The 21,940-nt window shown below is 40.5% G+C and carries 19 protein-coding genes; 12 read left to right on the top strand and 7 right to left on the bottom strand.

Features of this window, described 5'->3' with window-relative positions; all coding sequences use genetic code 11:
- Window positions 1-173: 173 nt before the first annotated feature.
- Window positions 174-1,091 (top strand): AraC family transcriptional regulator, encoded by a 918-nt coding sequence (locus ACH784_RS20945; protein ID WP_404395708.1) that lies wholly within the window; start codon window positions 174-176, stop codon window positions 1,089-1,091.
- A gap of 1 nt (window position 1,092) precedes the next feature.
- Window positions 1,093-1,470, top strand: a complete 378-nt coding sequence (locus tag ACH784_RS20950; RefSeq protein ID WP_404395710.1) for a DoxX-like family protein — start codon at window positions 1,093-1,095, stop codon at window positions 1,468-1,470.
- A 72-nt stretch (window positions 1,471-1,542) separates the two neighbouring features.
- Here ACH784_RS20950 and ACH784_RS20955 read toward each other — a convergent pair whose 3' ends face one another.
- From ACH784_RS20955 to ACH784_RS20965, 3 genes are all read right to left on the bottom strand, one after another.
- Window positions 1,543-2,013: a YHS domain-containing (seleno)protein gene (locus ACH784_RS20955; RefSeq protein WP_404397008.1), complete on the bottom strand. Its 471-nt coding sequence runs from the start codon at window positions 2,011-2,013 to the stop codon at window positions 1,543-1,545.
- A gap of 110 nt (window positions 2,014-2,123) precedes the next feature.
- Window positions 2,124-2,873, bottom strand: coding sequence for an MBL fold metallo-hydrolase (locus tag ACH784_RS20960; RefSeq protein ID WP_404395712.1), 750 nt, complete (start codon window positions 2,871-2,873; stop codon window positions 2,124-2,126).
- Window positions 2,874-3,010: 137 nt separating this feature from the next.
- Window positions 3,011-4,162, bottom strand: a complete 1,152-nt coding sequence (locus tag ACH784_RS20965) for a phospholipase effector Tle1 domain-containing protein (RefSeq protein WP_404395714.1) — start codon at window positions 4,160-4,162, stop codon at window positions 3,011-3,013.
- Window positions 4,163-4,338: 176 nt separating this feature from the next.
- On the opposite strand from ACH784_RS20965, the gene ACH784_RS20970 reads away from it, so the two are divergent.
- Window positions 4,339-6,480 (top strand): TonB-dependent siderophore receptor, encoded by a 2,142-nt coding sequence (locus tag ACH784_RS20970; protein WP_404395716.1) that lies wholly within the window; start codon window positions 4,339-4,341, stop codon window positions 6,478-6,480.
- Between the two features lie 99 nt (window positions 6,481-6,579).
- Complete coding sequence (locus ACH784_RS20975) at window positions 6,580-7,677, top strand: PepSY-associated TM helix domain-containing protein (protein WP_404395717.1); 1,098 nt, start codon at window positions 6,580-6,582, stop codon at window positions 7,675-7,677.
- Between the two features lie 115 nt (window positions 7,678-7,792).
- On the opposite strand, the gene ACH784_RS20980 is transcribed toward ACH784_RS20975, so the two are convergent.
- Both ACH784_RS20980 and astB read right to left on the bottom strand, forming a co-directional pair.
- A complete protein-coding gene (locus tag ACH784_RS20980; protein ID WP_404395718.1) occupies window positions 7,793-8,653 on the bottom strand; it encodes a tetratricopeptide repeat protein in 861 nt (286 codons plus the stop codon).
- Between the two features lie 496 nt (window positions 8,654-9,149).
- Window positions 9,150-10,487: an N-succinylarginine dihydrolase gene (gene astB / locus ACH784_RS20985; RefSeq protein ID WP_404395720.1), complete on the bottom strand. Its 1,338-nt coding sequence runs from the start codon at window positions 10,485-10,487 to the stop codon at window positions 9,150-9,152.
- A gap of 249 nt (window positions 10,488-10,736) precedes the next feature.
- On the opposite strand from astB, the gene ACH784_RS20990 reads away from it, so the two are divergent.
- Window positions 10,737-11,591, top strand: coding sequence for a mechanosensitive ion channel family protein (locus tag ACH784_RS20990; protein ID WP_404395722.1), 855 nt, complete (start codon window positions 10,737-10,739; stop codon window positions 11,589-11,591).
- A 140-nt stretch (window positions 11,592-11,731) separates the two neighbouring features.
- On the opposite strand, the gene ACH784_RS20995 is transcribed toward ACH784_RS20990, so the two are convergent.
- Window positions 11,732-11,974, bottom strand: a complete 243-nt coding sequence (locus ACH784_RS20995; RefSeq protein WP_404395724.1) for a hypothetical protein — start codon at window positions 11,972-11,974, stop codon at window positions 11,732-11,734.
- Between the two features lie 170 nt (window positions 11,975-12,144).
- Between ACH784_RS20995 and maoP the strand changes: the two genes are divergently transcribed.
- From maoP to zntB, 3 genes are all read left to right on the top strand, one after another.
- Entirely contained in the window at window positions 12,145-12,498 is a 354-nt protein-coding gene (maoP, locus tag ACH784_RS21000; protein ID WP_404395726.1) for a DUF413 domain-containing protein, read from the top strand.
- Window positions 12,485-12,613 carry a hypothetical protein gene (locus ACH784_RS21005; RefSeq protein ID WP_404395728.1) on the top strand — a complete coding sequence of 43 codons (129 nt, stop codon included), beginning with the start codon at window positions 12,485-12,487 and terminating at the stop codon, window positions 12,611-12,613. The genes maoP and ACH784_RS21005 overlap by 14 nt, the downstream gene beginning before the upstream one ends.
- A gap of 165 nt (window positions 12,614-12,778) precedes the next feature.
- Window positions 12,779-13,735, top strand: a complete 957-nt coding sequence (zntB, locus tag ACH784_RS21010; RefSeq protein WP_404395729.1) for a zinc transporter ZntB — start codon at window positions 12,779-12,781, stop codon at window positions 13,733-13,735.
- 25 nt (window positions 13,736-13,760) lie between these two features.
- Here the strand turns inward: zntB and ACH784_RS21015 are convergent, their stop codons facing one another.
- Window positions 13,761-14,483, bottom strand: a complete 723-nt coding sequence (locus ACH784_RS21015; RefSeq protein ID WP_404395731.1) for a ZIP family metal transporter — start codon at window positions 14,481-14,483, stop codon at window positions 13,761-13,763.
- 189 nt (window positions 14,484-14,672) lie between these two features.
- On the opposite strand from ACH784_RS21015, the gene ACH784_RS21020 reads away from it, so the two are divergent.
- The 4 genes from ACH784_RS21020 to ACH784_RS21035 all read left to right on the top strand — a co-directional run bounded on the left by ACH784_RS21020 (window position 14,673) and on the right by ACH784_RS21035 (window position 21,931).
- The gene (locus tag ACH784_RS21020) at window positions 14,673-16,943 is read left to right on the top strand and encodes an ATP-binding protein (RefSeq protein WP_404395732.1); all 2,271 of its coding nucleotides are present in this window, start codon (window positions 14,673-14,675) and stop codon (window positions 16,941-16,943) included.
- A gap of 69 nt (window positions 16,944-17,012) precedes the next feature.
- Entirely contained in the window at window positions 17,013-17,966 is a 954-nt protein-coding gene (locus tag ACH784_RS21025; protein ID WP_404395734.1) for an SPFH domain-containing protein, read from the top strand.
- A 3-nt stretch (window positions 17,967-17,969) separates the two neighbouring features.
- A complete protein-coding gene (locus ACH784_RS21030; protein WP_404395736.1) occupies window positions 17,970-18,422 on the top strand; it encodes an NfeD family protein in 453 nt (150 codons plus the stop codon).
- Window positions 18,423-18,832: 410 nt separating this feature from the next.
- Window positions 18,833-21,931, top strand: a complete 3,099-nt coding sequence (locus tag ACH784_RS21035; protein WP_404395738.1) for a LodA/GoxA family CTQ-dependent oxidase — start codon at window positions 18,833-18,835, stop codon at window positions 21,929-21,931.
- Window positions 21,932-21,940 lie beyond the last annotated feature (9 nt).

A 21,940-nucleotide genomic window follows, 5' to 3' on the forward strand; every position in this document is an offset into this window, starting at 1 on the left:
GGTGTTTATTATTTAATATCAGGAATCGAGGCTTATTTTCGAGAGCCAAATCTCTGCGTATTTTTCTCTAAGTAATTGTGTAAAGTGGGTATTGAAAACCGCATTTGCTTAAATTGTGCAAGCAAGTTTAAATAGAGCCCATTCTTTGCTCTCAGTCTTATTATTCGAAAATCATGTCAGAAAGTCCAAATATATACCTGAACGAGCCAGATCCTTTGAGTGTGCTGCTGAAGCGCTTGTCACTTAACGCTGAGGTGTATGTGAACGGCGATTTTTGTGGCACGTGGGCCGTTGATACATCAGGTAGTCGTCGTATTCCATTTCATTTAATTGGTGATGGTGAGGCTTGGTTGCATATGAATGGTGAGATTAAGCAACTAAAGAAATGGGACTTGGTGATTTTTCCGCACGATCATCAACATATCATTGCCAGCTCTGCGGATAAGCCTGATGAACAGTTAATAAACGCCCCAATGAGCAATGATGGCGCAGTAACTAATATGGTCTGTGGCTTTTTTGAATTCAAGCATGTTCAGATGAACCCGCTATTAGATGCAATGCCTGAGGTGATCCATCTTCAAGCAAGTACAAATACAGATGATGCTAAAACCCGCAGACTGATTGAAATGATGATCAACGAGTTAAAGCAGGCTAGGGTAGGGTGCTATACCGTGGTTGATCAATTGGCTTATCTGCTTTTTATTGAAGTTTTACGACAACAAGTTGAAACAAATGTATTAAATTCAGGGCTATTAGCTGCGATGTTTGATACGCGAATTGGCAAGGCATTGAATGCCATTCACCAAAACCCACAACGCAATTGGCAGTTACAAGCATTGGCCGACGAAGCGCTGATGAGTCGCTCGAACTTTTCTGACAAGTTTACAAGTCTGGTTGGCTTAAGCCCGATGAAGTATTTAGTTAAATGGCGAATGGTTGAGGCATATCGTTTGCTTGTGAATACCGAGAAAAGTGTTGCCGATATAGCACAGCTCAGTGGTTATGAATCAGAAGCGGCTTTTCGTAAAGCATTTAAACAACACCAAGGCGAAGCACCGGGGGCGGTAAGAAGTAAGTCAAATAGGATATAACATGACAATAGTTCAAATAGCCCGTTACATGATTACTTTTGTGTGGTTGTATCACGGTATTTTTCCAAAACTTATACATATTGCGCCGCTCGAACAACTCATGACAGGCAGCATAGGTTTTTCAGATGATATTTCTTATTTAATTACCAAGGCGGCGGGTATTGGCGAAGTGATATTTGGTTTGCTGTTTTTTGTTTTTTATAAAACTAAGCTTATGAATATATTAAATATACTCGCACTGGCTTTTTTATTACTCTCGGTTGCTATGCTTCAACCGCAATTGTTAATTGAAGCTTTTAATCCTGTGACCACAAACTTGCCAATCATGGCATTTAGCTTTGTACTCTTAAATGAAATCAAGCAAGGTAAGTTAAAATAGACTTAGCAGTTGATATAAAAAAGTCAGGCTAAGTTCCCTAAGCCTGACAAACAAACTTTGAGTGGTTAACACTTAAAGTTTGTTAGGGTCGACCTCTTCTACCTCGGGCCATTCTGAATTGGCTTCAAGAATGTGCTTAGGTACGTTTTCAGCCCAAGCCTTATAAACGTCCAAGTTTTTGTTTACATATAGCTTGCCGTCTACGACTTCAAATGCCTTACCGTCGATTTCGAATTTTTTACCAAATGTCATACCGTATGCGCAGAAGCCGCCATATTGAGGGGCGTACTTAGCTGGGTTCTTATTAAATAAGTCTCTATTTTCAGCTGATGCGAAACGGTAAATTGCGTCGTTATATACGGCGGTAAACTTTGCGCTACCAAGGACTGGTTTACCTTCTGTGAAGTAACCAATTACATCGTGACCCGCTAAAATAACGCCATTTTGATCTGTTTCAGTATCATGCCCTGCATGGGCGATTGATGAAATACCGATTAAAGCCACGGCTATTGCTGTTTTAAAAGAAGTGAATAAAGCCATCAGATTTGCTCCAAGTGTTCAAGTTGGTGATAGCTTAACCAGTGAGCAAGTTTGCTAATATATCCAAACTGCCAGAATGTATGTCTAAAAATCCGAATCGTTTAAACGGGCGGCTAATGGATATTAAGCGCTTTTTTAAACTTATATTTTACCGAACGCCAATGAGTCATAGGTGTGGTAGGTGCTGAATCTATCAAACCATCAAAGTCTATATCGGCAAAATCTAACTCGCCGTCATGCGCTAAAATGACAGACTTGGGCTGGAGTAATTTAATGGCCAATAACGAGTTGCGGTAACGTCGCGGGTAAAACAATGGAAACGGAGGTATTAATTTACCTTTTACTTTAACCATTAAATCAGCCACATAAACACGCTCTGAAGGAATATGATAAGCGGCAATGTCGCGGTCGGTGTGACCGGGAATATGCATAACTTGCCAGTCATCGAACCCAGGTATAGTCATGCCATCGGCGAGAAAGTGGTCGGCTCGCAACTTTCTTGGGTAAAACAGATTTTGTTTTTTCTTACCTTTGCGACCAGCAACATAAAGCGCGAGTAGCATATCTGTCCAATGCATTAACATGCCATCTAAGCCTCGGTACCAGTGCCCGGGTGCATTACATGCAGCAATTTTTGCCCCTGTGGTTTTAGCAAGTTTATGTGCGCCACCGGCATGATCCGGATGCATATGAGTAACTAAAATAATTTTTAAATCACTGAGCGGGCGATTTAATTTTTGCTGAATAAACTCAGTGACGACATCATGATCAGCTCGACAACAACCATCTAACAACATGAGTTTGTTATTTTCTTCAACGAGATAAATGGTTTGGATATACCCTTCAAGCTGATGAATGTTCATAGTTTTCTCTAAAATTATGGGCAAAAAATGGACGCTAAAAATACAGCTATGATTGCATAGCGCTCTTTATTTATAGCGTGATTCAATGTTTAGTGTAAAGACTCTATTTTTACAAAGGCGTCTATCACAATATTAAATCACTCACTCATCATGTCACTTTCTCTCTCCAGAGTTTTATGAGCCAGACCATCAGCAAAGCGCTGTGGCGCTGTTGTAAAGTTATGCCAGAGTTGATGTTCGACGCTGTTTAAAGATGCGGGTTGATAGTCAGGTAATTTAGCGATGCGTGTAGCAACAGAATGATGCACGAGTGGTTTTAATTGGTGACTAATTTGCTCATTTTCTATGACGCAACAGCGTCGATCATCTAGTGAGATCCATTCAAGTACCGAATTACGACTTTGTTGATGACTTTTTCCAAGCGGATTTGGGGTACAAAACAAGTCGTCAATTTGAATTGTTTGTTGTAACGCGTCGGGACAAAGAGATTGAAGTTGGCTTTGTGTGGGTACCCTTAAATTGAAATGCGCTAAACAGTGGTAAGCTTGATTATGATTGAGCCATTGCATTGCAAAGTTCAAACACACGTCAGATAGAGCGTCATGATAATAGCCTCCGCCGATGTTTGAGTGTGCGCCAGCAAACCATAATTCAAGCACTTTGTTAGCTTCATGATTCATCAAAGTTGGTTGGAATGCTTTGCGTTTTTCATCGAGGCTCACTAAATGCAGTGCTTTTTTAACAATATCAGCCAACTTATGGCCGTGTTCAAACACGACGTCAAAACGGGGTCTATTTTGGGTGCTTAAGTCTGGCAATCCCATACTTGCAACGGTATCGAATACACACAGGTAAATAAAAGCGTCAGTGTTTTTATCTACATTAGATTGAATGAGCGTCACAAAGCGCCTTGCTATAGCGGCACCACGAGAAAACCCTGTGACTAAAAGAGTGTCACCTTGTTGGTAATGCTGGCAAAAATCTTCAATAGCACGATTTAAAATGCTTGTGACATCTGCACTTTGCGGCGCTAACCCTTGATTGATGAGTTTGCTCAACCAGTTGCCGTAAGTGCCCACACCTTGATAGTAGAAGCAACGGTGAATACGACTTTGCAGACAGTGACCTCTTAAATCGCTGTCAGAATATAAATTACCACCTAGCATTAGGTGTAATTTCAAAATATTACTGATGCTCTCATCTTTAAATTGATCAGAGCTTACACCTTGAACAGCGTCTCTGGGTTCATTTCCTGTGCCATCAAAATTAAAGACTAACAAGCGACTCATAAACAAATCCTTTATTTATAAATGTTTTTCAAGCAGTTGAGCATAACTGAATTTGAGCTTAGTTGTGTAGTTTTATTTGGAACGTTCAGTTAATTATTCTAAATGATATTGCAAATAAATATCATTTAGAATAATCTATTGCGGAATTTCCAATAATAAACGCTTGAGGCGCTCTCATGAAAAGTCGTGTTTTTAAATTAAATACTCTCTTTGTGGCCACCACAATGGCCCTTTCTTACCCTGTTTTAGCGGATGATGCTGATAAAAAAATCGAAAAAATAGAAGTGCTGGGTGATAAACACAGTAACTATTTGGCTGTAGAGGCTGAGTCGGCATCAAAGCTTGGACTTTCAATCAAAGAAACACCGCAAACGGTACATGTAGTAACACGCGCATTGATGGACGACTTTTCATTGGATGATGTAAACCAAGTACTTGAAACAACGCCCGGTGTATCGGTTGAAAAAATAGAAACTGACCGAACTTATTATAAAGCGCGAGGCTTTGACATTTTAAACTTCCAAGTTGACGGACTGGGTTTACCGCAAGATCAAGGTGCACTGCAAGGCACGATAGATACAGCTATTTATCAGCGCGTTGAAGTTGTGATGGGCGCAAACGGTATGATGACCGGGGCGGGTAATCCATCTGCGACTGTGAATTTTATTCGTAAACGCCCAACGGATGACTTACGTGCCAATGTTTCTTTTACGGCGGGTTCTTGGGCAAATAAACGAATAGAAGCTGATGTATCAGGGCGCCTGAATGATTTAGTGTCTGCACGCGCTGTGGTTGTTAAGCAAAAGCGTGATTCGTATTTAGATCGTTACTCGGTTGACCGTGATGTATTTTACGGTATTACCGAGTTGGCGCTGAGCGATTCAACAACTTTAACCACCAGCTTAACTTATCAAAGTAATGATGCTGATAGCCCACTTTGGGGCGCATTAGCTTTATTTGATAATAAAGGGCAGCCAACAAACTATGATGTTTCAACTTCAACAGCCGCTGATTGGGCATATTGGAATAACACATCAAAACAAGCATTTGTCGAGCTCGAACAATATATTGGCGATGATTGGAGTGTGGTCGCGCGTTATGCACATACGCAAAACGAACAAGACTCAAATCTTTTCTACGTTTATGGTACGCCAGATTCAGAAACAGGCTTAGGCTTAACAGGGTACGCCAGTGACTATCAGTTGCAGCAGCGTTTAAATCTATTTGATGTATATACCCGCGGTAGTTTTGAATTGTTTGGTCAAACACATTTAGTGGCATTGGGGGCCAGCGAAGCAGATATGGCTTATCGCGACCGCTCTCTGTACGATTATCAAACTGGAAATGGTTTTCCGGCTATGCCAAACATGCATGAATGGGATGGGGTAGCGCCAGTACCAACTCTGGTGGATGTTAACCCTTCAGCGCCTGGCTCAGACGTTGACAGCGATCAAAGCTCACAATACGCATCGGCGCGTTTTTCGTTGTCTGAAGACTTAAAGTTATTAGCTGGCTTACGTCACACTGCTTGGCAAAGTAAGGGCATGTCTTATGGTAAAAATAAAGGCACTAAAGAAAGCGATCTCACTCACCATTTAGGCGCGGTGTATACCTTGAACGATAATGTGAACCTATATTCTTCATATAGCGAAACCTTTGCGCCTCAAACCGAAAAAGATATTAACGGCAATCAATTAGCTCCGATTGAAGGCGATACTAAAGAGTTGGGTATAAAAGCCGAATTGTTCGATGACAACATGATGGTGAACTTTGCCATTTTCAATGCTGAGCAAGTGAATATTGCAGTAGGTGATACGGTTAATTCAACCCCAGATAATAGTGTGTATATTGCAGCACCAGGCATTCAGTCTCAAGGCTATGAGCTAGAGATCAGCGGTGAACTAGGTTGGGGCGTAAGCGCAAATTTAGGTTACACCTACACAGATATTGATGTTTCTGACACCTTGAATGCGGGTAACAGCGAAGCACAATTAGTGAAAGATTACACGCCAAAACAAGTCTTTAAGCTTGCTGTTAAACAAGAAGTTGCTGCAGTTGAAGGCTTAAGCTTTGGTCTTAATATGCGTTGGCAAGACGACATCAGTCGTGTGCAAAATGCTGCAGCGAACTTTGTCACAAAGCAAGATGCTTATGCGCTTGTGAATCTCATGGCCAGCTATGATGTGAACGAACAAGTGAATGTGACCTTTAATATCAATAATGCATTTGATGAAAAATACATTAATTCATTGTATTGGGCACAGGGGTTCTATGGTGCACCTCGTAACTATGCATTGACCCTAAACTGGTCGTTGTAATTCTACACTTGAAGGCTGCGATCGCAGCCTTATCTATTTTAGCCCTCTGTCACATTATGGTTTTCAATTCATGAGAGGGCTTTAAAGGGGCATAAATTTATGAAAAAAACACTCCATTTATGGCACCGCTATCTCGGTTTATTAGTTGCCATTCCATTGATCATTATTTCTGTCACAGGCAGTATTCTAGTTTTCAAAGAAGAGCTCGATCATTGGCTGATGCCAGAACTTGCCGTCGTTGCAGGCGAGCAGGGCCAAAGGCTAAGTTATGACGAACTGCGAGCAAAGCTGAACAACCAGCTTGAGGGTTATGAAATTGGCAGTTGGGAAGTCTTTGATGATGGTAAAACCGCAGATCGCATTTATGTGCTCAAACACGGCACCAACGAATGGTTTAAAGTCTATCTTGACCAATATCAAGGGGTTGTTCGCTCTGAGCCTGTGGCCGTAAATCACTACTTAACAGACTGGCTGCTTGATTTACACTACAAGTTTTTGATTGGTGATACAGGGCTTTGGGTAACGGGGTTGGCGTCTCTTATTTTGCTCTTTATGGGCATTTCAGGACTGATTATTTACCGTCAGTTTTGGAAAAAGTTTTTTACCTTGAGGTTAAAGGTGAAACGCGTCGCGATGTTTAGCGATATTCATAAATTAGTTGGTATTTGGTCAGCCCCCATTTTATTGGTGATTGGTTTTACCGGTGTGTATTGGAATATCTCTGAGATTATTCATCATGAGTTAGAACATGGTGACGACCATCAAACGGTGATCACTGAAAGACTTTATAATCACCAGCTTTCACTCGATAAAATGGTCGCAGAGTCGACCCAGCAAATGGGTGGCTTTAAACCAACTTATTTACTCTTTCCGTATGAGCCTGATCTGCAAATTACCTTTTTTGGTGAAGTTAGCGAGACCAGCTTTGTCACCAGTGAATATGCTTCAACAGTGAGCTTTGATAAGCGAACGGGTGAACGACTATCAAATTTCGACGTTCGTGAAGCGCCGTTCTTTTTGGTGGCGGTTGATAGCTTTCGAAAACTTCATTTTGGCTATTTTGCGGGTTTACCGAGTCGAATCATTTGGTGTGTGATTGGTTTAACGCCGCTTATCTTTGCGATTACGGGCTGTTATTTGTGGCTAAAAAGAAGAAGACCAAAGAAGCGTGAGGTGAAAGTTGCGCAGCCAATTTAGACTAGCATGAAGTCTTTGTCGGAGCAGCTAAACTGAGCTGTTAAACACCTAAAGATCTGGTTACATAATACAGCCTCTTTGAAAAAAGAGGCTGTATGTGTTTGTGCGAATGCGATTAGGCTTGTTGCAGCGCAATGAATGCGGGCTCTTTTCGTAAGCCACTAAAGTAAGATTCTCTATCAAGTTCTTCTTTGAGGGTGCTAGATAGAGTTAAAGCGGTGCGAATATCTTCGAGCGCTTCTTGAGATTGTGCTAACTTAGATTTAGCACAGGCTCTTTGCCAGTAAGCTAGTGCATAATTACTATCTAATTCAATTGCTTGATTAACGAGTGATAAGGCCCAAGCGTCATCATTCATATCTAACAATAGATCAGCTTTATAAGTAAGTGCTTCAACGTCATGCGGATTAATTTCTAAAATTTGGTCATAGATGTTGAGCTTTTCTTGGTCACTCTTTTCAAGGCCCGCTCGCATCCAGAGTGAATGCACCATATTGCTTTCTGATATTACTTTTTGCGCTTCAACAATCTGATTTGAACGCTCTTTAATGGTATCTTCAAGCTGATTTAACCTGTCTTCATATTTGGCTGTCAGCTTCTCAATGCGTCGTGTTGTTGATGCTTCCATACTTTCTTTGATGTCGCGAATAGATTTCCAACCGAGTAATACCAAAATAGAAGCCGCAGCGGTAATGATATAAAAAATGGTGTTAGTGGTATCAGCAGTATATCGAATGGCTCTATCTGATGATTCCAATTTAGCATTAACGACCTTCTCAATCAGTTCCGCACGCGTAGCTTGTTGGTCTTGGCGCAGTTGTTTGAGCTCATCCAATATGTAGCGTTCTACAAGTGGTTTATAAAGTGGCGACTCGATTTGTTGCACCGCTTTATCGGTCTCTTTTTCAGTATTTGCGTTACTAAGAAATGAAAGTGATGTCAGAAAAAGCATGGCTAAAAGTGTACGACAGTGCATGCGAGAGTAAACTCCTTTGGAAGGTAAATAAAATTAACCGTACATTAGAGCGAGCATTTATTTTGAGAATAATGCGTGTATAAGGCATTGGTTAAAACTAATACCAATTTTATTAACTAACTAATTATTTTAGCGAGACAAAATGTCCCTAACTTCGTCTGAAATTTAATATAGAACAACTATATAGCAAACTTTCATACTTGTTATTGGTCATTTTCGTTTACTGGAAACGGTAACCGGTAACCGGTTACAGGTTTTTGTGTCGCAATAATAGATTAGAAATTTAATGCAATTGGAATAAACCTAGATGGTATCAAAAGCTGTCGCGGTTTTCTTTCGATTAGGCAAAAAATTATTTCAAATCTAATTAAATCTATACATTAAATGTAAGTGTTTAATAAAGAGTTTTAATGGTTTTAATCGGTTGACTTGTTAGAGTTATAAGTATTAGGCAATAGAAAATGAGGCTTTTCTATTGCCTAATAGCGTTTGAATTTTATAGCCTTTGAAAATCGTACACAGAGCCTAGGTTCATAATTTGTGTGAGTTCATCCAACGCTTGTTGCGATTCAAGCATCAAACTTGGATCGGCCAAATCTGCTTCTACTAAACGATCGCGATAATGCTTATTTACCCATGTAGTTAGCCTGTCATATAAGTCTTCATCGATTAAACAATCCGGGTTAACCGCGTTTAATTCATGTTGAGATAGGGCAACCCGTAAGCGCAAGCAAGCTGGTCCACCACCATTTTGCATGCTTTGTTTTAAATCCATGTAAATAACTTCATTAATTGGATTACTGGCTTGGCAAAGTGCCGCTACATAGCGTTCAACCGCATCTATGGTTTGGCATTCGCTCGGTGCTATTAATGCCATGCCACCACCTGGCAAGCTTACTAACTGGCTGTTAAAAATATAACTATTGACGGCATCTGCCACACTTAGGTCGTCGCTGGTCACTTCGATGAGGTGCAATGGGCGAGTACCTGTGTAGTATTGGCGTATTTTGGCTATGACTTTCTTTTGTTGGTAAAAGGCCTGCTGGTGAAACAAAAAGACATTCTCGTTTCCTATGGCAATGACATCGTTATGAAAGACACCTTGGTCAATGACTTCTGGGTTTTGCTGTATGTATAAGGTTTGTGCAGGATCGAGTAGATGGCTACGGGCTATGGCTTCACTGGCCTGACGCGTTTGTCTTGCCGGAAAAACTTGCGGTTTAACTTGGCTATTTATGTCTTCACCATAGACAAATAAGGCTAGCCCGGAGTGGCCGTAACTATCAGCTAAGCGCGTATAATTTGCCGCCCCCTCATCGCCAAAAATGGGGTGTTGTGGCAGTGGCTCATGGTGAGTGAACACTGCGTCGTCTGAAAATGTTGCTTTTAATATTCTACTGGTAGTTTTAGCTTCAATGGCGCGATGGATTTTATTGTTCAAATTCGCCGGTGTGAAATGTACTTTGCCGTCGCCACTGTCACTACTCGGTGACACCGTCGCAGCGTTAGCTGTCCACATTGAAGAAGCGGAATAACATGCTTTTAAAAATTGTGGAGCGGTTTTAGCAGCTTGAGTTATTACATTTGCATCAGAGCCTGAAAACCCCAAAGTTCTTAAGGTTGCCAGATCAGGTCTTGCATTAGGCGCTAAAACCCCTTGATGTAAGCCCATTTGATTAAGTTTAAACATTTTCTCAAGCCCTTGAAGCGCGGCTTTTTTGGGGTTTGAGGCTTTATTGGCATTAGATTTAGATGCGACGTTACCATATGACAAGCCAGCATAATTATGTGTAGGCCCAACTAGGCCATCGAAATTGACTTCTGTGTAATTCATTGTTGCCTCATTATGGTGCAATATTGCACTAATACAGTGTTATTTTTATCCCGAAATCTGGTCGAAAATAGAAAAGTTTAACTATTTCATTGGTTTACTTTTGAATTAACGACAATTAGCTATAATTAGTTCAAGCTATGTGCCAAATGGCTGCTGCAATCAGAATAAAGGCCATAAACCCCGTATATTTCTATGCTTATGATCAACTAACAATAGTCAATAAGTGGTACAAACAAAGAAGGAAAAACCATGCTAGCCCAAATAAGTGCGCTACTGAATTATACAATTTTCACATTTAACGAAGAGCCGCTTACGGTAGGTGAGGTGTTGATCATACCGCTGTGGCTAATCGTGAGCTTTTGGTTGGTAAGGGTCGCAATAAAAACGGTCGAAAAACGATTAAAAGCAAAAAGACGTGATCCTAATATCATTCAATTAGTACGCAGAATTATCGTTGTTGTGTCTCTGGCGGTTATTTTCTTAACCACTTTATCTATGATCAATGTCCCAATCACAGCCTTTGCATTTTTATCTGGCGCGATAGCCATTGGCTTTGGTTTTGGTGCGCAAAACATCATTAATAACTTTATCAGTGGCTGGATTTTAATTGGTGAAAAGCCCATTCGCATAGGCGACTTTCTTGAAGTAGAAGGCGTAAAAGGCATCGTCGAAGAAATTAATACACGCTCCACTCGCATCCGCAGGGTTGATGGAGTGCATATGTTGATCCCAAATAGTAAGCTGCTCGAAAATACAGTTGTAAACTGGACGCTGAGAGATAGATTAGTGCGCGGCACGGTAAGAATTGGCGTTGCTTACGGCTCTGATTGCGAGCAAGTTGCGAAACTAATGCTTGAAGCAACCAAAGCACATGACAAAGTGTTAGATGATCCTGAACCATCGGTGTTCTTCTTAGATTTTGGCGATAACTCTTTGGTTTTTGAGTCTTATTTTTGGATAAACTCTACTGTTGAAGGCGGCTTGAGATTAGTATCAAGTGATATCCGCTTTGCTTTAGATAAAGCATTTAAAGATGCTGATATCGTGATTGCTTTCCCACAAAGAGATATTCATATTGATGGAGAGTTAAAGATCACTAAGTAATGCGTGTTGGCTAATAAAAAAGAGGGCTCATCGTGAGCCCTCTTTAGGAATGAGGAGGTTGCTAATATAGCTAGATAGTTTAGGTTGCTCTATTTGCCTGTCCCACATCCTTAGGCATCAGTGCAAAGGCAGTAATTCAATTAATCTGCTTTTTCGATGTATGCCAATACATCAGCCAATGTTTTAAATGTATTGTACTCACCTGCAGCTAACTCTTCGTTGACGCAGTCAAGTAATTGCTTCTCATCTTTGTCGCCATAAGCTTCAACGCAGTATAAATACGCGTCTTTCACTTCCCATGGAGATGCATTCTCAGACTCAGCGGCATTCACTAAAGTCATTGCTGATGCAAACAAAAAGACAACACATAAAAAGTATTTCATCGTTTTTCCTAGTAGGGTTATTTCCGAGTTAAATCTATGGCGTAAATTCAAAAAAGAAAAACTAAAAAGATTTTATTTCACGACAATTATTATTTGTTTTTCAAACTTTAAATCTTCTTTTATGTTTGCCTTGTCCCTAGCTTATTAGGGCCCACATTTTGGAGACAGTTATGATTGCGGATATTCGTCCAGGAAGTAAAAAGTTCTATGCAGAAGAACACTTCTTTGGAGGTATTGATCGTTCTGGGTTTTTCACAATCTCAGAGGCAAATTATTTAATTCACTATGGGCATACACTAAAAGGCCTTTATGACGGGTCGTTAATGCCAGAAACTGAAACAGAGCATAAATTTGTGGCTGCATTGCAAGCAGAAGAGCCCGTAATGCTCTATGAACATAAGCTTTGGAAAAAGTTTTTATATGCTGTTTATCGCACCTCTCATCGCTCAAGTGCAGTGAGCAATAGCAAAGGTTCGATGAACCCAAGTGACTATTACTCAGAGGTGTTCCATGATGCGTATTAACTGTGAACCGCTGCGAGATGACAAGCAAGAAAGACGCAATAAGAAAATGCGTGATGAAAAGCGCAAGAAACAAAAGCGCAGCTATATAGAAGCTGATAAAGCAAAGTGGCGTTAATACCACTAACTAAAATTTAAGTATCTTCATTGCCCTTGGTAAATGACTATTCGGATGTGGTTATTTATGCAAGGGCAATTTTTATTCGCGTTATGAGAATGACAACGCTAAGATTTGAAAAAGTGTTATGAATCTTATCGAGTTAACAGCAACATGGAATCTGTAATGGAAAAAGCCAACACGACGCAACGTGTTTATAATTTAAAATCTCAAACTCAATTAGCCCTAGAGTCGCTGGATCAAAGTCAGCCATTTTGGGTGCATTTAGATTATAACGAAACGCATGCAGTAGAGTGGATTGAACAAGCTGCTTTTTTATCTGAAACAGTAAAAGAAGCGTTAACTTCTGAAGAAACCAGACCTAGAGCTCAATTTTTTGGCAGTGGCTTATTCGTGTCTTTGCGAGGTATTAACTTAGCGAAATCGGCAAAGCCCGAAGACATGGTATCTATCAGATTATATATCACTGAAAATTGTGTGGTCTCGACGGCACATAGACGTATATTTTCGGTGTCTGAAATTGCGGAGTTAATCAATCAAGGTGAAGGCCCAAAAACCAGCTCTGAGTGGTTAGTGAGCATGATTGAACACTTAACAGATAACATGTCTGATACCGTACATTTTATTGACGATAAACTGGGAGACTATGAAGACTCTATTTTAACCGGTGAAAAGAACAGTTTTCAGTCTGAACTTGCTAACTTACGTAGACAGATCATAGCAATACGACGCCATTTATCACCACAAAGAGAAGCGTTACAGTCTCTTTTAAATGATAAAAACATACTGCTGAGTAGTGAATGTAAACATCAAATTCGAGAGTCACTCGACCATATTACTCGCTACATTGAAGAACTGGACTCTTGTAAAGAACGTGCGGCAGTGCTGCAAGAAGAAATTAATGTGCGAGTTGGGCAGACAATGAACGACCGCATGTATGTATTGTCTATTGTGGCTGCGATATTCTTACCACTTGGGTTTTTAACTGGATTGTTAGGCATTAATGTGGGGGGGATCCCAGGTACAGATAATCCAATGGCATTCTATATATTCAGTGGTTTGTTGCTGGTGCTGGTTATTGCCCAAGTAATATATTTCCGTCGAAATAAGTGGGTTAGCTAAAGACTGTTTAAGTTGTGTTTGCTGGTTAGCTGTGGCCGACCAGCATATTACTAAATAAAACCAAGGCATAACCAAATACCGCCCCGAGCGGTGGACCCCAATGCCTTTTCAGTTTTGACTGCGGTGCAATATCTTGAAAGATAAGATATAAAATTCCACCTGATGCAAACAACATAATACTGCCTAAAACCGCTTCATTCCCAGCTAAAACATAGTAGCCGAATAAGCCTGCTATTGGTCCTAATGGCACTAATAAAAACATGATAAACATGGTTTTTTTAGTGTTGTTATTATTTTGTTCTTTTAGTTCTCTAAAGGCATTAAAGCCTTCTGGTAAATTTTGTAAGCCAATTAACAAAGCCAGCATGGTTGCTGTGGCTGAGCCCGTAGCAACCAAACCGCCTAAAGCTATCGCCTCTGGGACAAAATCTAGGGTCATGCCCATTAATTGTGGTGATTCACGACGTTTGAGGCCGAGTTGACGTTCAATAAAAAAGAATGTCAAAGCACCCAGAAGTAAAATAGGAATGGCAAAAAGTGAATTGGTCAAGTTATGCATCCCCTCGGGTACCAGTACAATGGTCACCGCGCCCAATAAAATTCCTCCGCCAAAAGCAATCAGAAAGTGGCGTAGTTCTTTCTCAAGCCAATAAGGGCGAATGGATTCCACACTTGCAATCATGCCACCGACGGGAATACACAAGCCCGCTAAGCAAGTTAAGATAATTATATTGAGATACTCAGGCATGGTGTTTTACCTATGTGGTTGCGTGTTTGAGAAAAACAGTTTCAATATAGGAGATAAGCGTCTCAGTGTTAAGTGTTTTATATGAGATCCACTGCTTTACAGAATGATTGAAGCGAACTAAGTTTTAATTGAGAAAGATAAAACTACAATAACTTATTATTAGCCATCAGCACCTCTAAACGAGTCGCCATGCAACTATCAACTTCAACTTTATTATTAATGAGTGGCATTGGTGTATTCACATCAGCGTTATCATTAGTCTTTTTGTGGTTTGCGAATCGTGATATCAGCGCCGTGCGTTATTGGGCGTTGTCTTCTTGCTTTTTGATGACAGGATTATTGTTGTTCACAGGCCAGCAGCACCTCCCTGAATTGCTGCGATATGTCTTGCCTAATTTTGTGGTCCAATCGTCATTTTTATTTATTTTGCAGGGAACCTATAAAGCCTGTGGGCAACCTTCTCCTAAAAGAGAACTATTCGCATTTATCGGCTGTTATGTCTTTGCGCATTTATTATTAACGTTTGTTTTTCCTAGTTACCACCTGCGATTTTCTCTTGGAGTGACAACCGCAGTGATATTTTTAAGCTGGGTACTTTGGTGCCTTTACCATCATAGTAAAGGGCGATATCGCGCTTCAAGCTTTTTGATTTTACTCAGTGTGATGATTTTGTTTGTGGTGTCATTCAACAAGGTTATCGATATTAATTTGCAAGGCGTTAGTCATCTACAGCAAGACGAATCAATCAAAGCTCAGTGGTTTATAATTGCATTGTTCATGAGTCAATTACTGTTTAATTTTGCGTTCGCTATCATGACTGGCGAAATTCGAAATAATAAAAATAAGCAATTTCAGAAGCAACTTATCACTACAAATGAAGCGTTAAGGTTAGAAAAAGAAAGAGCTGAGAACCACTCTAAATTGAAGTCTGAGTTTTTAGCTAATATGAGTCATGAGATCAGAACGCCTATTAATGGGGTTATTGGCTGCTTAGAGTTATTGCAATCTACCCATTTGTCAGGCCAACAAGAGCAATATTCTGAACTAGCCCATGCCAGTGCTAATTCACTGTTGGGTGTAATCAATGATATTTTAGACTTTTCGAAAATAGAATCCGGTAAATTAGAAATAAATAATGAGCCAGTCGAATTGCTTTCTCTTTTAGATTGCGTCGCTAAGTCATTCGCAATTGAGCTCAGTCAAAAGCCCGTGATGTTATTTGTAGATTGTCATGGTGTGTCACATCACTGTTTAAGGCTAGATCCTGTGAGAATGCGGCAAATTCTTAATAACTTGTTGAGTAACGCCATTAAATTTACCCACCAGGGACATGTGAAGTTGATTTTGAGTTCTCAACTGCAACATGATGGTCGGGTATTAATAAACGGTAAAGTCATAGACACAGGTATCGGAATCGACAGTCAAGCTCAATCAAAACTGTTCAATGCATTTAGTCAGTGTGATGCTTCGACCACCAGGCTTTATGGCGGTACTGGGCTTGGCTTAGTGATAGTAAAAAGGCTGTGTAATTTAATGGGAGGGGATGTTGAACTAAGAAGTAGCTCACCAGATCAAGGCACCGAATTTGCTTTTTCAATCCAAGCTGAACTCGATGAAAGCTGCGCTATGGAAGAAGAGGCGTTAAATGTACCAAATTCAATCGGGTTATATAGTTCCAATACAACATTTTCATCAATCATAGTAAGTCAATTTGAATCGCGAGGTTTAAAGTTAGACATTCTGGATTCAAAATCTATTTCTCAATCGCGTTATGATTTAATCATTTTAGACTTAGTAAATTGTTCTGATACGGGATTAGAAAGTACATATTTGCTTGAAAGTGCGCAAAGGCAAGCTCAGCAAGTGAGTCTTATTTGTGATGTGAAAAGTAAATTACCCAACAGCCAATTGGTCAAAGAATCAGGGTGCGCGGTTTTCTATCATCCCTTTACTTGTTATGACCTAATGCAACTGTTTACAGAGAAAGTTAAGCAAGTACAAACGACAGCACTGGCGGTGGAAAATGAAGACTCTGCAAAAAACTTGGCAGGATTAAAAGTGTTGCTTGCCGAAGACAATAAGGTCAATCAAGTCGTTGCAACTAAAATGTTGAGTAATTGGCAAATAGAATTCGAAATAGCGAATTCTGGGCAAGAGGCCCTAACTATTCTTGAAAATGCAGAAAGTGATAGTTTTGATCTCATTTTAATGGATTGCCAAATGCCCGTTCTCGATGGTTATCAAGCGACAAAAGAGATCCGAGAAAACCCTAAATATAACCAGTTTAAATCTATTCCGATCATTGCTTTAACCGCCAATGCAATGAACGGCGATAAAGAAAAATGCTTACAAGTTGGTATGAATGGTTATGTGAGCAAACCGATTGAAGCCGGCAAATTAAATGCTGAAATAATGCGTTTAATAACGCCCTTATTCAATGAGTCATCAAGACATCTTTAAATAGCAATAATGTGGAGAAGTTAGAAACAAGGTGATAATCTGAACATTGAATAATAAAAAGGAGAAAACATGGATCCAGTTAGCCAAATTTTAGAATTTGTATTTCAAGTCGAATTCTTTCTACTACTTTTTGTCATCATTGTTTTAAAAAGTAGCATCAAATTTGTCCCACAAAACCGTGCTTGGATGGTTGAGCGTTTTGGTAAATATCAATCCACCAAAGAAGCGGGTTTGAACTTTATCGTCCCTTTCATTGATCGTGTCGCTGCTGATAGAAGCTTAAAAGAGCAAGCAGTCGATGTGCCTTCACAATCAGCAATTACCAAAGACAACATCTCTTTGATTGTTGATGGTGTTTTATATTTCAGAGTGTTAGACCCATACAAAGCAACTTACGGCGTAGATGATTATATTTTTGCGGTAACTCAGTTAGCGCAAACTACAATGCGTAGTGAGCTCGGTAAAATGGAGCTAGATAAAACATTTGAAGAACGTGATTTATTGAATACCAATATTGTTGCTGCGATTAACTCTGCATCAGAGCCTTGGGGTATCCAGGTATTACGTTATGAGATTAAAGATATTGTGCCACCTAATTCTGTAATGGAAGCGATGGAAGCTCAAATGAAAGCAGAACGTGTGAAGCGGGCACAAATTTTAGAATCTGAAGGTGATAGACAAGCGGCCATTAATGTTGCCGAAGGTAAAAAGCAAGCTCAAGTTCTGGCTGCGGAAGCTGATAAAGCGGAGCAAATATTACAAGCCGAAGGTGAAGCAAAAGCAATTTTAGCCGTCGCCGAGGCACAAGCAGATGCTCTTCGTAAAGTCGGTGAAGCGGCAAATACAGAGCAAGGTCAAAAAGCCATTCAGCTCGACTTAGCAACAAAGGCTATTAGTGCTAAAGAAGCAATTGCTAAAGAGTCTTCTGTTGTCTTGCTGCCAGAAAGCGGCACAGATGCAAGCTCTTTGGTTGCACAAGGCATGTCGATAATTAATTCACTTAATCAAAAACAAAAAGGCTAGCCTATGGCATTTTTGACAGACAATATCCCTCAAGCTCTGTTGATACTTGGGGTTTTAGCTTTGATCATTGAAGTTGCAGTACTTGGCTTTGCCACTTTTGTGTTGTTCTTTGTAGGGCTTTCATTGGTGTTTAGTGGTGCCTTGATGTATGCAGGTTTACTCGAGGCAGATTGGATAACCGCCCTTTGGGTGAATGCCATCATTACAGCAGGCCTTGCAGCACTACTTTGGAAGCCACTTAAAAGGTTGCAAGAAAGTCGAGAATCAACCGATGTGCACAGTGACTTTGCAGAGCTTACCTTTACCTTAGAACAAGATGTCGATGAGCATAATGGCTATAAATATGCTTATTCAGGTATTGAGTGGTTGGTGAAAAGTCATCAACCTCTAGTGAAAGGTACGCCTGTTAAAGTGGTCAAAAAAGAGGTCGGTGTGTTTTGGGTTGAGCAAATTTAATTACTCATTTTTGCTTAATGTAAAACAACAGAGCGGGTTTAAATTATTCAACTTAAACCCGTTTTTTGTTCTTATAAAATACTCTTAATAATGTCGCTATTTTTTATTTGATGCTTAGGGTTTCTTCAGTTTTTCATATTTAGCACTTCAGCTCCCCTCTAATTACGAACCCTCTCTATTTAACTACTTTGTCAGGCTGTAATGGCAAGTAATGTCTTTATCAGTATTGCTTGATTACACTCAATTTTGCGAATTAATCACTTATCAAGCGCACAAACACATAGTTTGATGAAAGGAAAGTTCATCATTAATACCTGACTTAGTCTAAAAATTGACTCAGTTTTGAATAGGCAAGTTCAAGTTCGTTTGTGCCATAGAGTCATCGACAACAGCAATTAGCGGAGCAAAAAATGGCTAACTCTAAGGAAAGTAACAAAACCCACAATATCACCTGTACCTGTGATGATGATCCCATCAAATGTTTAGAGCATATTTTTATTGATATGGTGCAAAAAGAGCGCGTGGCACAGGGGCAGTGCCCAGTTCGTCGTCCGGTATTTTTAAGAACACATGGCTGTATGCGTGGTGAAATTGAAATACATGACAGTATTAGTGACGATTTAAAGCATGGTATGTTTGAACAATCTGGTACTCACCCGGTTTATGTCAGATATTCATCAGATTTAGATGATGGTCGCCCAGATTGGAAAAGCACAATTGGGTTAGGGATCAAGATATTTGGTATAAGTGGGGAAAAAGCTCTAACCGATGATGGTGCGAATGTTGCGGATTTAATTTTACAAAATGTGCCTTACTTTTTTGTCGATAATGCTCAAGAGTTTTGTCAGTTCAACAAGGCAAGTTTTGAAGGTTGGGGCGAAAAATGGGTGCAGCAAAATTCTCCAGATACCGACATACTGCTAGATGAGATGGAAAAACCAATACGCTCTGTGTTTGGTACGTCTTTATGGAGTGTGATCCCGTTCAAATTAGGAAATGATAATCACTGCAAATATATTGTCAGGCCGGGTAAGTCTACATTTGCTGATGAAGTTAATACCGATGATCCTGATTTCTTAGGAAAAGATTTAGCTGCTCGGATGAAAGCAGGTAAGGCAACGCTCCATTTATATATACAAAAACGCCCGACCACAGCACAATTTGAAGAAGCCTATCTTAAAAAATACTTCCCGCTTGATAAAGCCAAAACGGTGTGGGATGAAACGATTGCAAAACCTGAGTTGGTTGCGACGATCACCTTGCCTAAACAAGATATTAGTAACTTAGAGCAACAGACTTATGGGGATTGGCTCGACTTCAATGTTGCTCGAGTACCTGAAGAGAATGCGCCTGTAGGCTCTATTGCAGAGGCAAGAAAAGCCATTTATGCGGCATCGGCAGCATATCGCCATGAGAAAAATGGTCAACCTAATACACAACCGAGCAGTCCTGATCAGCCAAAGATTATAAATCCATCTTGTCCATTTCCACATAAACCTAAACCAGATCCCAAGCCTGAGGCTTTAACGTCTGAGCAAATCGACCGCATTACCCAAGTGAGAATTCACCCGGGGATCGGCATTGCCCGAGTTGGCGATAGTAAAAAATTCACCATTGGCCCTGAAGTATTAGAACCTAAATTAACAAAGTTTGGTGGTACCCGTGATAAGTCTGGCGCAATTAAGCGTCAAGCAGCCCGTTTTCGTGTGTATGGATACGATGCTGATGGCAATGTGGTTGCTGAGATACAACAGTCAGATAACTCTACTATTGAATGGTCTGTGCATGTTGCGAATAGAAAAGCCCAGTGGTACGAATTTCAAGCTGCGATGGACTTGCCGCAAACAGCCAATGTGTCAGTGCCTCTCAGAAACCCAGACGTGAAGGAGCAGTATAGAAACGCTCTAGCAATAGACCCCGGAGAGTGCAAAATTCAAGGCTTGAGCATGAAAGATGCAAGCTTTGCTATGACGGGAGAGTTCCAAGGTACTGCCGTTTATTTAGGTGAATTACGAACAGATTCAGTTGGTCGCTTATTGGTTTTACCTGGTTTTGGTAAATCAGCCAGTCCTACAAATAAACCGGTTTATCGCGAAGCTGTACCGACAAGCTTTAACAATGCGGCTGGTTGGTACGATGACATAGCAGATGGACCAGTTCATGCCAAAGTTGTGCTAGGAGATAAAGTTTTTGAAGCCGATCCAGCTTGGTTTGCTTCTGCACCACCAAATTATGGACAGAACTTGGTGGGCTGGCGCACTATGGATGATTTAATGCGTGAGGTTTGGACCAACGCTGGTATGTTAAAACAGCCAGAGAAGGTTGAATTCCAAAGAGATATTCTGCCTATTTTAACGCGGCTTAACGAACTACAATGGGTTAATAAAGGCTTTTTTGCGACCTTTGGTAAAGGTGCGCCTTATGATTTTTCTGACCAAGCATTATTAGAAAAGCTTGCAACAGCGCCATTAAGTAGTGATTACCCAGATCCATATGCAGAATTACGTCGCACTGTTTTTAACAGCTTTAGAAGTGCCAATAGTGTGGTTATTTCTGATGGTACACAAGGACCTGCAGTCAGTAGCCAAATTACACAGTGGCCAATGATTTACGGTGATCTTTATGGTGAAACTGTTAATGCTGGTGACAATGCTGCTTCGACTTACTTAAAGCTTCCAGCTTATTTTGATTATGTTTTGACGTGTTGGGTAAATGGTGAGTTTGTGAGCGACTATCAACCGAAAGCAGAGTCGGAACATAAGCTGTCTAAGTTATCCCTTCAAGAGCAGCCGAAGATGCTCGACAAAGCCAATATGCACTATTGTTTAGCAGATGCGTTTCACCCAGGATGTGAATTAACTTGGCCGATGAGACATGCGTCCATGTATCGCGCACCGTATCGGATCCGAGAACGAGCTAAAGGTAAAAACGCACCTTATTATGGCACTAAATTAGATCAACAGCGGGTACTTGCTTTCGGTGGTCCACTGTATGAACAAGGACCAGGAGATTTAACTAAATGGATGGCATTGCCATGGCAAGGAGATACTGCATTTTGTCGCTCAGGCTATGACAAAGAATATGATCCGTTTATGCCAACTTACTGGCCAGCAAGGGTTCCTAACAATGTACTGACCCTATCAGATTACAACATTGTAGCCGATAAAACTCAGCCGATGGCTCTGCGTATTGCCGCATTTAGAAATCGACCAAGTTGGTTTAGGCAATTACCTGATGGGGTAGAAAATGCAATGAACTATATGGTGGCTCACTTCAATGAAATGGGGATTTTAGAGGCGAAAGACAGACCGGATGACCTTGATTGGTTGCCTGAGAAGTTATGGGTTGAAAACCTGACAGACTCAAAACAGGCTGAACTGGATGAAGCGTATAAAGTGTTCTTGAAGAAATATGCCAAGTTAGGTGCCACCGACAAGCTGCTGCAAGAAGCAGGGTGGTTTAATGAGGAGCAGCGTGATGAGTACGCAACCATAGTCAAAGGTGAATAATTTAGAAGG

It is taken from the genome of Pseudoalteromonas phenolica (assembly GCF_044788725.1).
Taxonomy (GTDB): domain Bacteria; phylum Pseudomonadota; class Gammaproteobacteria; order Enterobacterales; family Alteromonadaceae; genus Pseudoalteromonas; species Pseudoalteromonas phenolica_C.